The organism is Halorubrum salsamenti (genome assembly GCF_007671685.1).
GTDB lineage: Archaea > Halobacteriota > Halobacteria > Halobacteriales > Haloferacaceae > Halorubrum > Halorubrum salsamenti.
Window position 1 is genome coordinate 119,702 of the sequence record NZ_VCNL01000005.1, and the last position, 12,349, is coordinate 132,050.

Here is a 12,349-nt window from a genome sequence, read left to right on the forward strand (position 1 = left end):
TGTTTGCCCTGCCACGTGGATAACACAAACGGGTTTACCGTCGATTCACCGATGACACGAGACACTAACCGTTCCCCTGAGCACCAATTCAAAACGCTCGCCGTCGGATCAGATCCGAACGGCATACGTCCTCCGGAAGGCGGACCAAGCGACGTCATCCCGCCGTTGCACCTCTCGACCACCTTCGAGTGGGCCGGTACTGACGAAGTCACTGAACACGCGTACTCGCGTGAGAGCAATCCGACGCGGGCGGCCTTGGAAGGTCAGATCGCCCGCCTCGAAGGCGGCGAACACGGATTGGTGTTCGCCTCGGGGATGGCCGCTATCTCGACGACGATGCTATCGCTGGTTCCGCCGGGGGGTCACGTCGTATCGTCGGACTCCGTCTATAGCGGTAGTGAAAAGCTACTCACAGAACTGCTCGCGGCGCAGTTCGGTATCGACGTTGACTTCGTCGACGCCTGTGATCCCGAAAACGTCGCTGCGGTGGTCGACTCCGAAACTGACCTGATCTGGGTGGAGACGCCGTCCAATCCGCTGCTGCGTCTGTGTGATGTCCGCTCGATCGCCGACATCGCTCAGGGCCACGGCGTCGCGTTCGGGGTGGATAGCACCTTTGCGAGCCCGTACTTCCAAGCGCCGCTCGAACTGGGTGCAGACGTCGTCGTCCATAGCACCACGAAGTACCTCAACGGCCACTCCGACTCGACTGGTGGCGCCGTCGTCACCGACGATGATGCGGTGTTCGAGAACGTGGCGTTTTCCCAGCAGACCGGACTCGGAAACATGCTCGCGCCCTTCGACTGCTATCTCGTTGCGAGAGGGATCAAGACGTTGCCGACACGGATGGAAGACCACGAGGAGAACGCGATGGCAGTGGCTCGACTGCTCGAGAACCACGACTGGGTCGATCGCGTCCACTATCCGGGGCTTGAAAGCCACCCGCAACATGACCTTGCCGCCGAACAGATGTCCGGGTATAGCGGGATGCTCTCCTTCGAGTTCGACGGCACGCTCACCGAGATCGAAGCGTTCGTCGAAGGGCTCGAGATATTCACTCCCGGAGCGAGCCTCGGTGGCGTCGAGAGTTTGATCGAGGTACCCTCACTGATGATTCCCGATGAGGTTGGTCACGGGCCGGCTACCGCTGAGATTCCCGAGAACCTCGTCCGGATGTCGGTCGGTATCGAAGACGTCGATGACCTCCGTAACGACCTCCGGACAGCGCTCCCGTAAACGCCACCTCGACGGAACAGTGGGAGACAGTCACCACGGCTTTGCCGGTCCGGTTCGTAGGTCGTCCCATGACGCGCACAGCCGTTATCGCAGGTGTCGGTCCGGGGATCGGGGAATCGCTCGCACGAAAATTCGCAGCCGAGGGCTGTCAGGTCGCACTCTTCGCTCGCTCGGAGGACTACATCGAGGAACTCGCGGACGATCTTCCGGCTCCCGGTGAGGGGCTTGCCGTCCAGACCGATCTCACCGACGTCGATCAGATCCGAGACGGGTTTGAGGCGGTTCGAGAGGGATTCGGGCCGGTCGACGTCCTCGTGAATCACGCGAGTGCCGCCTCATGGAAGGGCCTCATGGACGCGGACGTTGAGGAATTCGAACGGGCGTGGGCGGTCAACGGGCGCGGCGCGTTCGTCTGTTCGCAGGAGGCGGTCGGCGACATGCTCGAGACCGGTGGCGGGACGGTCATTTTCACGGGCGCGACCTCCGCCGTACGGAGCCTCGGCGGCGCGATCGGATTCACGGCCGCGAAGTTCGCCGCCCGCGGGATGGCGATGGATATCGCCCAGGAGTTCGGTCCCGAGGGGGTTCACGTCGCGCACGTCGTCATCGACGGTCAGATCGACTCCCCGGGCGTTCGTGACCGGTTCCCCGACCGGGAAGGCGAGACGTTCATCGCTCCCGACGAGATGGCCGAGACCTACTGGCACCTCGTCGAACAGGACGACGTCAGTACGCAGCCGTTCGAGGTCCACATTACGAACGGCCCGCAGAACTCCGAGTTCATCTGACGCGTCGATCGCGATCCTCGCCTGTGTGAAACACACGCACGATCGCTCGGCAATTAATAGGATCGTGTGGCTATCTCCACGCGTAATGCCGGACGAAACCACTATTTCGGCGCGATCGGCGCCCACTGAACTCCGCGACCTCTCGCCCAGTGCGAAACTGGTCGCGAAGACCCTCGAGTACGAGGGCGAGAGCACGCAGTCGGCCCTCGCCGAGTCGACGCTACTTCCCCCGCGGACCGTTCGATACGCGCTCGATCAGCTCGAAGAGGCCGAGATGGTCTCGTCACGGATCTCGTTCGTCGACGCCCGAAAGCGGATCTACTCGCTCGAGCTGGAACCTTGAGCGACGCGGGCCCTGACGCCCGCTACTCACGGCCCGTTTCGCGGTCGTACGTCCCGCTGTACACCCGGTAGCCATTCCCAGACGGGGGTGTTCGGAGCGCAACAGCAAGCGACATCCGTGGATCGACCGCGACGCCCGATGCTCCGCCGGTCATCCCGTTCGTGCCGGAGGGAACGTCGAGCGAGACGACCGATCCCGCCGCGTCGATGCCGGGGTCGGGGGCGCAGTCGGTCGCTTCGATCGGCACGTCTATCGCCTCGAAGATCCGGAGCCGTTCCGCGGTGACGTCACCGATCCCGGCTGGATCCCGATCGAGGACGACTCGGACAGCGAGGCCTCGGTTCGCGGGGTGGCGAGCACACGCCAGGCCGTCGTTACCGTTCCCGCCGTTACCGGCGAGCACGGTGACTGGGCCGCCGGTCCGATGAGCAATCACCGCCTCGGCGAGTCCCCGACCGGCGTGTTCCATCATCCGAGGGAGATCGAGGCCGACCGCTTCGACAGCGACGCGGTCGATCGCTCGCGTCTCCTCAGTCGTGACCGCCGTCACGGGGCGACCGTCCGGACAGACGGGGGTGGACGCGTCCACGCGTGGCCGTTCGAAACCGGTGTGCAAAAACGGTGAGGCCGTCTCCGAGGCGGTGAGACCGGCTGCGACCGCTCAGAACGTGATGATCTCGTAGTCGTCGTCGACGAGCGAACGGATGCTCGGGTGGCCGTCGTACTCGTCGAGGGTGACGAGTCCGGAGTCGGCGACGGCGTCCTCGACGCCGAACGCACCGGAACAGAAGTCACAGACCGCGGCGTCGTCGCGGACCGCCTGGTAGAGCTCGTGGTAGTCGCTCTCCTCGTCTTCGAGCTCCGGGATCCACTGGGTCCCGGCGCCGTCGAAGATGAGTTCCACCTCGTCGCCCTCGGTCTCGGCGAACTCCTTCGCGGCCTCAAGCGCGTTCGCGAGGCGACCGTAGTCGGAGTGCGATTCGTTGCCGGCGAGAATCACGATTGCTGCTTTTGCCATCGTGTTCATTTACGAGTGCCACCCGTAGATAACCCATCCGCGGGTGTGTGTCTGGCACGCCGATTCGACATGCGATGACGTACCACTGTCCGTCGAGCCCGCCACGGTAGGTCGGTGTGTCACGGACAGTCGCTCGCGTCGAACGTGCGCGGATCGGACCCCTGATCGACTCGCCGGACCGCGCCGCCGTCGAGGTCGACCGCGGCGGCGACCCCGCCGTACCCGTGCGTCTGATCGTGACCGCGGACGACAAGGCAGGACACATCGTCGGGGACGTCGACCGTCTCGGACCGCGTGAACGGCTGCTCGGAGTGCGCGTGAAGCAGCTCCCGCCGACCGAGTCGCGTCCCGTCGAGCCGCTCGATCTGCCACCAGTTCGCGTACCCCTCCTCGCCGCCGTCGTCGTGATGGAGTGTCACGTCGAAGGCGTGCCCCCCGTCCGTCTCCTCGAACGCGACAGCAACGACGTTCGCCTCCCGGAGGTCGATGTCGCCTCCGGCGGGCGATTCCACCGTAGAACCGTCCTCGCTGTCCGATTCCGTTCCGTCCTCGCTGTCGGAGTCGTCGGTCGTCGGGTCGGAGCCGCCGTCGCCGGTGCAGCCGGACAGCGCGACGAGCGCGGGTCCGCTCGTGAGACCGGCCAGCAGTCGACGGCGAGAGAGGAGTTCCTGCCTGACCATGGAACCGATTCGGCGCTGAGGCGAAAAAGCTCACTGCCGATGGACGGTCCCCGCGCTCACCCGTGATGGTGGTGGTCGTGTCCGCCGCCCCGCGAGAACTGCCCCGAGAAGGCCCGATCGACGACCTCGGAGAGCGCGGGGTGGATATGGACCGCCTCGCGGATGTCCGCGACCGTCCCCGAGCCCGCGGTCATCGCGACGACGACCTCCTCGATCAGGTTCGACGCCTCGGGACCGACGATGTGACAGCCCTCGATGTTCCCGTCGAGGTCGATGAGAACCTTCACGAAGCCGTCGGCGCGCATCGCGCTCCCGCGGGCCGTCTCGTCGTACGCGTACGTGTTGGTGGCGTACTCGACGTCGGCCGCGCGGAGGTCCTGCTCACGCGCTCCGACTCCCGCTACCTCGGGGGAGGCGAACACCGCGAACGGCATCGCCGAGTAATCGACCGGCTCCGGCTCGTCACCGAGCAGGTTCCGGATCACGGCCTTCGCCTCGTGGTTCGCGCTGTGTTTGAGCAGGTACTCGCCGACCACGTCGCCGAGCGCCCACACCCCCTCGGCGTCCGTCCGGAGGTACTCGTCGGTCTCGACGAAGCCGGCCGCGTCGGTCTCGACGCCGGTCGCGTCGAGATCGAGGGCGTCGGTGTTCGGGCGGCGGCCCGCCGCGACCAGCAGCGCGTCGCCCGTGACGGTCACGTCCTCGGCCTCGTCGGGCGCGCCGACGGTCTCGCCGCCCGCGCGGACCGAGTCCGCCTCGGGGTACGGGCGGGCCTCGACGGTCACCTCGCCGTCGGCCTCGTCGGCCGCGCCGGCCTCGTACCCGGTGTACACGTCGAACCGGTCGGCGTAGCGGTCGGTGAACGCCTCGCCGACCTCCTCGTCCGCCTCCGGGAGGAGGTGCTCGCGCCGGCCGACGATCGTCACGTCGGTGCCGAACGTCCCGAAGAAGTGGCCGAGCTCCGCCGCGATGTACCCGCCGCCGACGATCACGAGGCGGTCGGGCGGCGACTCCAGCCGGAGCGCCTCCGTACTCGTGAGGTAGTCCACGTCCTCGATCCCGTCGATCGGCGGGATCGAGGGGCGCGTGCCGGTGGCGACGAGGACGGTGTCGGCCCGAAGCGTGGCGCCCTCGTCGTCGCCGTCGACGATCTCGACCGTGCGGTCGTCGACGAACTGCCCGGTCCCCGAGAACAGGTCGTGGACGTTCGAGGACGTGAGCCCACGTCGGATCGACTCGGAGCTGCCCGAAACGTCCTCGGTGACCTTCCGGACGATCTCCGCGAAGTCGACGTCGGTCACCTCGGCGTCGATCTCGAACGCGTCGGCGCCCTCGATCGTCTCCATCACGTCGGCGTGATAGAGGAGGCGTTTCGAGGGGATACAGCCGCGGTTGAGGCAGGTCCCGCCGAGCCGCCCCTCCTCGACGACCGCGACCGAGTTCTCCCGTCCGGCCATCGCGTTCGCCACGTCCAGTCCCGATCCCGACCCGATTACGAGGAAGTCGAACTCCTGCATGGGCCGGCCGACGGCGGCCAGCGACATCAAAGCCCGTAATGGCGTCTCCGGCACACGGCCGCGGTGATCGGGGGCGGCGGTCTCTACACGCCGAACGTCGTCGCGAGGACGATCCGCATCCAGAAGACCATCCCGCCGACCATCAGAACGAGCCCGAAGGCGAGGCCTCAGAGCACGCTTCCGACGAGGACGCCGGCGCCGACGTCGAGCGCCAGCGCGGTCGCGCCGACCGCGAACGCGACTCTCGTCCCCGACGTACTTCGCCCAGAGCGCGGCCGTCGGTGGCGGCGAGTCGTCTCCCACCGCCATCATGAACATCGTCATGACGAGGGTCGCGATCAGTCCTGTGAGTCTGATCAACATGGTGTGTTACTCGCGCCGGCGAGCCGACGGGAGACCTCACAGATACGACTTCCCGTCCGGCAGTTCGCATTCGTCACCGTGGCACTGCGCGGCGTGTTCCACGGCCTCCAACTCCGGTTCGTCGGCCGGCTCCTCGCTTCGCCACGCGTACTGGACGGTACGGTCGGGAGCGACCACGAAGACCGCCGAGCGCGCGACCCCGCGGTGGTCGTCTATCTCGTCGGCGCGTACCCCGTACGCCTCGGCGACGCGTCCGTCGCTGTCCGAGAGCAGCGGGAAATCGATCCGGTGCTGCGCGGCGAACGCGCGGTGGCTGTAGACGCCGTCCGTGGAGATCCCGAGCACGACGGTGTTCTCCAGCAGCGACAGCGTCTCGCTGTCCCGCAAGGTACACATCTGGCTGGTACACACCGGATGGAAGTCGAACGGGTAGAACACCACCACCACGGCCCACCCGTTATCGGTGTACTCGGCAAGCCCGTGCGTGTCGATCCGCCCGCCCCCCGCTCCGGGGAGCTCGAACGTCGGCGCCGTTTGTCCGGCTTGGAGCATAGTTAAAACACGGCGGCCGAGCGATATGAGCCTCAGCCGATCGTGCGGGAGAACTACACACATGCCTAACGCGTCGACGGCGGTCGCCGTGCGTGCCCTCGCGTCGCACACCCAACGGCTATTTATCAATGACCGTCCCGTCTCGGCGGTATGACCCTGGCGCTCTCGGCCGAACTGGTGGCGACGATCGCCCTCGTCGTCGCGGTCGCGGGCGCAGTCAACGGGGTCGCGGGGTTCGGCTTCGCCGTCGTCGGGACGATGGTCCTCGCGACGACGCTCGACCCCGCCACCGCCGTCGCGTTCATGATCCTCCCGATGTTCGCCGTGAACGTCGCGCTCGTCCGGGACCTCACCCGCGAGGAGCTCCGCACGTGCGGAGTCCGGTTCGCTCCCCTGCTCGTCGCCGCCCTCGTCGGGACCGTCGCGGGAATGGCGCTACTCGAACGGCTCCCGGGAGCCCCGCTCCGCGTCTTGCTCGGGGTCGTCTCGCTCGGCTTCGTGGCGGCGAACCAACGCGCTCTCCCCCTCCCGGCGCTACCGAGCGTGAGCGACCGGGCACTCGCCGGCACGCCGCACGTCATGGCGATCGTCGGCGGCGTCTCCGGCGTCCTCTTCGGGGCGACGAACGTCGGGGTACAACTCGTCGCGTTCGTCCGGAGCTTCGACCTCTCGCACGGCCTGTTCGTCGGCGTCGTCGCGCTCGTGTTCGTCGGGATCAACGGCCTGCGCGTCGTCGCTGCGGGCGCGCTCGGGCTCTATCCCGATGTGGGATTCGCCCTCGTGTCGGTCGTCGCCGCGGTCCCCGCCGTCGCCGGCGTCGCCGTCGGGAAGCGACTCCGCGGACGCGTGAGCGAGCGCCTCCGTCGGGGAGTCGTCCTCGGACTGTTGACGCTCATCGGCGTCCGGCTGACCCTCGGCGGCGCGGGAATCGTCTGATTGGCGGCGATGACCCCGGTCTCTGCGCCGCGATCACCGGTTCAGTCGCCACCGGATGACGACGGCCGCCTCGGATCGACCTTCGTCGCGACGTACACGAGGCTGGCGAGAAGCAGCGCGATCCCGACCGGTAACAGCCAGACGAACGCCGTCAGGACGACGGCCGTCGCCTGCACGCCGACCGCGAGCAGCACGACCGGACCGCAACAGACCGTCCCGGAGAGGAGGGCGGGAACGGACGCGAGAGGACCCGACCCGGCGCCGATCCCGCACGCCTCGGGCCGCCGGATCGCGAGGTACGTCACCCCGAGGTTGATCCCGACGAGCCCGGCGACGGCGGTGCCGATCGCGACGTTGACCGGCGAGAGAAGCAGCCGGATAACGCCGGTATCGACCGTCGCGATCGCGCCGAACGACGTCGGGCCGGTCCGGACGAACAGGCGCGCGAGAGGGTCGTCGATCACGAGCACGCCGGGGTCGATCCCCGTGCGAAGCGACAGGTCCCCAGTGGCCCAGAGATACGCCAACAGGTAGCCGATCGTCACGGCGACGACGACCGCCGCGCTGTCGCGGCGACCGAGGGTCAATCGCACCGCGCCAGCGACGTCTCCGGAGACGCCGTGGAGCGCCGCGCTCGCTCTGCGAGCGCTCATTGGTGGAGGTCGGTCATGGGATAGTAGCCGTACCAGGCGAACCACATGGCGTCGAAGGCGATCTCCCGCTCGAACGGCAGCGAGTCGGGAGCGTGGACGTCGCCGTCGACGGCGACGTCCCCGTCCCCCCACGAGAGGGTCGCCGCTTCGGCATCGGCGCCATCGGACCCTTCGCTCCCGTTACCGCTCTCGCCGCCACTCCCGACTCGGTACACGTACCCGGTGTCGAGCGATTCGTCGTAGACGGCCGCGTGGCGGACGCCGCCGACGTCGAACTCGACGAGCCGCTCCTCGCGGAGCGTCTCCTTGCGGACGGCGACGGCGCCGTTCGCCGACCGCATTCCGACCACGACGGTTTTCGGGGTGATCCGGTCGTCCTCCGCGAGCGGCGGAAACAGAAATCCGTCGCTGGCGTAGTACCCGCTTCGCGGATTGTACCCGCCGTACGGATCGGTTCCGTAATTCCGGGCGAACCCCGTGTCCTCGGTGAGAACGACCGTTTCGGAGTGAACCGACCGCCACCGTTCCCACGTCGTCCAGACGACCTGAAACTCCGCTAAGTGATCTCCGGGGTCGTCACCGGTGATCCGCGTCGCGAGCATCTGTGGCCACCAGCGCTCCGTCGCCCGATCGAACATGACGAGGTTCGCGTTGATCAGCCGTCCCAAGACCCCGAACGTCGTCCCGCCGCGGTGGAACCCCTGTGCGGTGCCGGTGAGCGGACAGTACGTCACGGAGACGGGCGTCCCGCCGATGACATCGTTGACGATCTCGTGCCAAACGAGGACGGACTGCGGGTACGCCTTCGCCTCGCCGTCGAGCACGACGCCGAACACCGGGTCGCCGTCGTCGAGCGACGCCGGCGGGTCCGTCGCCTCGGCGAACTGCGGGTCCTCGATCGCGGGGATCCCGTCGGGCGGCGGCCCGCCGGACCGGCTCGCCTCCTCAAGCTCGTCGGCGGTGTATGCGGCCGGTAGCGACCGCTCGACCGTCGGCGGTCCCCCGGCGGCCGAGCCGGACCCTCCGTCGGATCCGTCACCAGCCGGATCCGGTTCGGCGTCGGCGTTCGAATCGCCGAGACATCCCGAAAGCGCAGATATTCCGGCGCCGAAGGTGCCGAGAAACGCCCTCCTGTCTATCGGTACCATACAACAAATTGGGGCCAACGGATGTTAACGGCGTTCAGATCGTGCGTCGAGAGCGCACGGGCGGTTCAGCCGAGCGGAGAGGCCTCGAACGCCCAACTGGGAGATCGATAACTAGACCGTGCCATTATACTTCACATGTTCGCCGTAAATAATTTATACCGTGCCATTATCTATCAAACTTGAGCGGACGGAGCACCTGTCAAGACGAGTCCAGCAATATACCGATAATCGTCGGGTCCCGCCGGTTGCAGGTGTTTTCGACCGCAGAGGACGTACAAATGACACGATCACACACATACGAAGAATGAGACAACGAATTGTTCTCATTCTCCTCGTGGCGACGGTGTTGGTTCCAATGTGGTTTATCGCTGGACAGGGAGAACCACCATCAGAAAATGTAGAGATCGATCGAAGCGTTACAGATATCCGTCCAGTTGAGGGGTTCGTAGACTCACCGTCGAAACTATCACCCAGTCAGGTGGGCGTAATTGTATGGATCGCACTCCTCGTACTGTTGGGAGTGTTGGCATTCTTCCATCGGTTTATGAACGAGTTGGCGAGACCCGATGGAGATGCTCGTCCGACTGCCGCCGACGGTGGTACAGTCGGACTCGAATGGATGGAGACTGAGGACCGATGGATTGTCGGCTACGATCCTCCGAGCGATTCGCTCATCGGCCTCATCGCAATGGGTGGGCTGACCGTATTGACGATCGTTTTCTCCGCGTTGTTTACCGGTGAATACCTGACGTTGGCCCGGACGCAGTACTTCGGTATCTATGCATTTGGTATGTTTATGTCACTGACGGGACTGACGGTGTCGTATTATGCGTGGTTTATGCCACACATCGAAGTCGCCGAACGGAGGGACCATTGATGAGTGATGAGATACCGGACGCTATTAACCAGCAATATCCGGGTACTGACTCACAAACTGAGTGTTGCTGTGATTCGCCCGGTGTGAGCCAGCCGACCATTTATCAAGACTTCTGGCGAAATACTCGGGCCGAACTTCACCGTCGTGATTACGCCAAAGGTCTGGCGACGATCGGCGGATTGACCGCGATAAGTAGCCTCGTTGCTCCGCTCGCAGGGCTGAGTCAAGCGTTCAATCCGGGATATTCCGGCCCGGTTTATGAAGACGGTATCGCGCTTGTCGATGGGGACGGGAACCGAATCCAAGAGGACCGCTTAGACGAAGGTGAGCAAATTACAGTCTTCCCCGAGCCACGACCGGGAATCGAAGATGCTCCGACGCTATTAGTTCGGTTTCCGGAGGACGACTATGGCGGCGAAACGGACCTCGAATTCACTGTCTCGGGATATGCCGCCTTCTCGAAAGTGTGCACGCATGCCGGCTGTATGGTAGCCAATCGCGAGGGGACCACCCTCGTCTGTCCGTGTCATTCGGGGCTGTTCGCTCCGTTATCAGGGGCCACTGTCGTCGGCGGACCGCCGCCCCGTGCGTTACCACAGCTTCCGATCACGTTGGCGAGCGAAGGGTATCTCATAGCCACTGGTGATTTCGAAGGGGCCATCGGCCCCGGAGGTGGCTGATGAGCCGTATCGATGATATTTACGACTGGTTCGACAGCCGATTTGGCCTCGGCGCGGCCCAGTCATTCCTCGGGAAAGCGTTCCCCGCAGAGGACTCCTTCCTCCTGGGAGAAGTCGCGCTGTTCTGTTTCGGACTGCTCGTCGCTTCGGGGACGTTCCTCGGGTTCTTCTACGAGCCGAGCACGACGGCGACGCAGTATCAAGGCAGTGTGATGCAGTATCAGGGAGAGGAGATGCCGGCCGCATTCGTCAGCGTGCTCCAGATCACCTACGACGTCCCCTTCGGAATGTTGATCCGCCGGATGCACCACTGGGCCGCACACCTCTTCATCGCCTCTATCGCACTGCACATGCTACGGGTGTTCTTCACGGGGGCCTATCGGAATCCGCGAGAGCCGAACTGGCTGGTCGGACTTGGTCTCGCCGGATTGTCGATGGGAGCGGCTTACACTGGATATTCGCTCCCGTTCGATGAGTTCGCGAGTACCGCGGTGGGTATCGGATACAACGTGACACTCTCCATTCCGATATTCGGCGAGTGGCTTTCGAACGTCGCGTTCGGTGGATCGTTCCCGTCAAGTTCGACTATCCCGCGGCTGTACTTCTTCCATGTAGTGTTGATACCGTTGGCTATCGCAGGGCTACTAGCGGTACACATGGCGATCCTCGTTCGCCAGAAACACACGGAAGCCGCACGTGACGAAGATGTCCAGGGGCGAGAAACCGTCGATGCCGACGACGGGACTGTAATCGTGGGGCTCCCTGCGGTTCCGAACCAAGCGGCCGTCAGTGCGGTCGTGTTTTTCCTCACATTAGCGACGCTTTCCCTTCTCTCTGGGTTCCTCCCGGTACACAATATCGCCGAGTATGGCCCGAACAACCCCGCATCGACACCGGAACTCATTATGCCTGATTGGTTCCTGATGTGGGGGTACGGCTTCCTGAAACTCGTCCCCTCGTGGCTCAGCTTCGATCTCCTCGGGATTCACTTCAGTGCAGAGTTCATCGGTGGGCTGTTGCTCCCGGGAATCGTGTTCGGGGTCGTCGCGCTATGGCCATTTATCGATTCCTCCTCCGAACAGGTTCACTTCACGGCGGACCCCACCGAGCGTCCGTGGCAGACCGCTGTCGGGATGGCCGGAATAACCTTCATCATGGCGGCGTCTATCGCCGGGATGGACGTCGTTCTCTCTGATGTGGTCGGGATGAGTACCGCTGCACTCCGTCCCTACCTGATCGGCCTGGTGGTCGGTGCGCCGGTTCTCATCGGCTTCGCGACCTTCGCAGTTTTGGGTGGCTTCGGAAGCGATCCACCCACAGAAGGCACGGCGACAACCGACGGTGGAGAACGGAAAACGGAGGACGAAGAATGAGTCGAACTCCCGCAGCCGGTCTGAGCGGTCGACAATATCGCTGGCTCGATCGAGTAACGAAACTCCTCGGTATCGGCCTCATTGCCGGCGGCCTCGAACTCGGTGGCGGAACACCGATAGGGATGTTACTAGCCGTTGCTGGCGTTCTTATCGGCGTCAGCACCGTCGTCATAACGACCCCGTAA

General features: G+C 64.9%; 15 protein-coding genes. 8 read left to right on the forward strand and 7 right to left on the reverse strand.

The window, feature by feature from the left end; genetic code table 11:
• Nucleotides 1–51: 51 nt before the first annotated feature.
• The 3 genes from FGL94_RS13870 to FGL94_RS13880 all read left to right on the forward strand — a co-directional run bounded on the left by FGL94_RS13870 (nucleotide 52) and on the right by FGL94_RS13880 (nucleotide 2,367).
• Entirely contained in the window at nucleotides 52–1,236 is a 1,185-nt protein-coding gene (locus FGL94_RS13870; RefSeq protein WP_144926992.1) for a PLP-dependent transferase, read from the forward strand.
• Nucleotides 1,237–1,304: 68 nt separating this feature from the next.
• Complete coding sequence (locus FGL94_RS13875; RefSeq protein ID WP_144926477.1) at nucleotides 1,305–2,024, forward strand: SDR family NAD(P)-dependent oxidoreductase; 720 nt, start codon at nucleotides 1,305–1,307, stop codon at nucleotides 2,022–2,024.
• An 85-nt stretch (nucleotides 2,025–2,109) separates the two neighbouring features.
• Nucleotides 2,110–2,367 carry a helix-turn-helix domain-containing protein gene (locus tag FGL94_RS13880; RefSeq protein ID WP_144926480.1) on the forward strand — a complete coding sequence of 86 codons (258 nt, stop codon included), beginning with the start codon at nucleotides 2,110–2,112 and terminating at the stop codon, nucleotides 2,365–2,367.
• A 22-nt stretch (nucleotides 2,368–2,389) separates the two neighbouring features.
• On the opposite strand, the gene FGL94_RS13885 is transcribed toward FGL94_RS13880, so the two are convergent.
• The 5 genes from FGL94_RS13885 to FGL94_RS13905 all read right to left on the reverse strand — a co-directional run bounded on the left by FGL94_RS13885 (nucleotide 2,390) and on the right by FGL94_RS13905 (nucleotide 6,497).
• A complete protein-coding gene (locus FGL94_RS13885; RefSeq protein WP_144926483.1) occupies nucleotides 2,390–2,956 on the reverse strand; it encodes an NAD(P)H-hydrate epimerase in 567 nt (188 codons plus the stop codon).
• A 72-nt stretch (nucleotides 2,957–3,028) separates the two neighbouring features.
• Entirely contained in the window at nucleotides 3,029–3,385 is a 357-nt protein-coding gene (locus tag FGL94_RS13890) for a DsrE family protein (RefSeq protein WP_144926486.1), read from the reverse strand.
• A 119-nt stretch (nucleotides 3,386–3,504) separates the two neighbouring features.
• Nucleotides 3,505–4,065 (reverse strand): hypothetical protein, encoded by a 561-nt coding sequence (locus FGL94_RS13895; protein ID WP_144926489.1) that lies wholly within the window; start codon nucleotides 4,063–4,065, stop codon nucleotides 3,505–3,507.
• A 56-nt stretch (nucleotides 4,066–4,121) separates the two neighbouring features.
• Complete coding sequence (locus tag FGL94_RS13900) at nucleotides 4,122–5,582, reverse strand: dihydrolipoyl dehydrogenase (RefSeq protein ID WP_144926492.1); 1,461 nt, start codon at nucleotides 5,580–5,582, stop codon at nucleotides 4,122–4,124.
• 399 nt (nucleotides 5,583–5,981) lie between these two features.
• Nucleotides 5,982–6,497 (reverse strand): redoxin domain-containing protein, encoded by a 516-nt coding sequence (locus tag FGL94_RS13905; RefSeq protein ID WP_144926495.1) that lies wholly within the window; start codon nucleotides 6,495–6,497, stop codon nucleotides 5,982–5,984.
• 150 nt (nucleotides 6,498–6,647) lie between these two features.
• On the opposite strand from FGL94_RS13905, the gene FGL94_RS13910 reads away from it, so the two are divergent.
• A complete protein-coding gene (locus tag FGL94_RS13910; RefSeq protein ID WP_144926498.1) occupies nucleotides 6,648–7,433 on the forward strand; it encodes a TSUP family transporter in 786 nt (261 codons plus the stop codon).
• A gap of 41 nt (nucleotides 7,434–7,474) precedes the next feature.
• On the opposite strand, the gene FGL94_RS13915 is transcribed toward FGL94_RS13910, so the two are convergent.
• The gene (locus tag FGL94_RS13915; RefSeq protein WP_144926500.1) at nucleotides 7,475–8,086 is read right to left on the reverse strand and encodes a hypothetical protein; all 612 of its coding nucleotides are present in this window, start codon (nucleotides 8,084–8,086) and stop codon (nucleotides 7,475–7,477) included.
• Nucleotides 8,083–9,234, reverse strand: coding sequence for a DUF3179 domain-containing protein (locus FGL94_RS13920; RefSeq protein WP_144926503.1), 1,152 nt, complete (start codon nucleotides 9,232–9,234; stop codon nucleotides 8,083–8,085). Before FGL94_RS13920 ends, FGL94_RS13915 begins: the two co-directional genes overlap by 4 nt.
• Nucleotides 9,235–9,538: 304 nt before the next feature.
• Here FGL94_RS13920 and FGL94_RS13925 point away from each other — a divergent pair, with 304 nt between their 5' ends.
• The 4 genes from FGL94_RS13925 to FGL94_RS13940 are packed head-to-tail and all read left to right on the forward strand — an operon-like array spanning nucleotide 9,539 to nucleotide 12,349.
• Nucleotides 9,539–10,111 (forward strand): hypothetical protein, encoded by a 573-nt coding sequence (locus FGL94_RS13925; protein ID WP_144926506.1) that lies wholly within the window; start codon nucleotides 9,539–9,541, stop codon nucleotides 10,109–10,111.
• Nucleotides 10,111–10,791: a QcrA and Rieske domain-containing protein gene (locus FGL94_RS13930; protein ID WP_144926509.1), complete on the forward strand. Its 681-nt coding sequence runs from the start codon at nucleotides 10,111–10,113 to the stop codon at nucleotides 10,789–10,791. Before FGL94_RS13925 ends, FGL94_RS13930 begins: the two co-directional genes overlap by 1 nt.
• Nucleotides 10,791–12,164: a cytochrome b gene (locus tag FGL94_RS13935; RefSeq protein WP_144926512.1), complete on the forward strand. Its 1,374-nt coding sequence runs from the start codon at nucleotides 10,791–10,793 to the stop codon at nucleotides 12,162–12,164. Before FGL94_RS13930 ends, FGL94_RS13935 begins: the two co-directional genes overlap by 1 nt.
• Nucleotides 12,161–12,349, forward strand: a complete 189-nt coding sequence (locus FGL94_RS13940) for a hypothetical protein (RefSeq protein WP_144926515.1) — start codon at nucleotides 12,161–12,163, stop codon at nucleotides 12,347–12,349. The genes FGL94_RS13935 and FGL94_RS13940 overlap by 4 nt, the downstream gene beginning before the upstream one ends.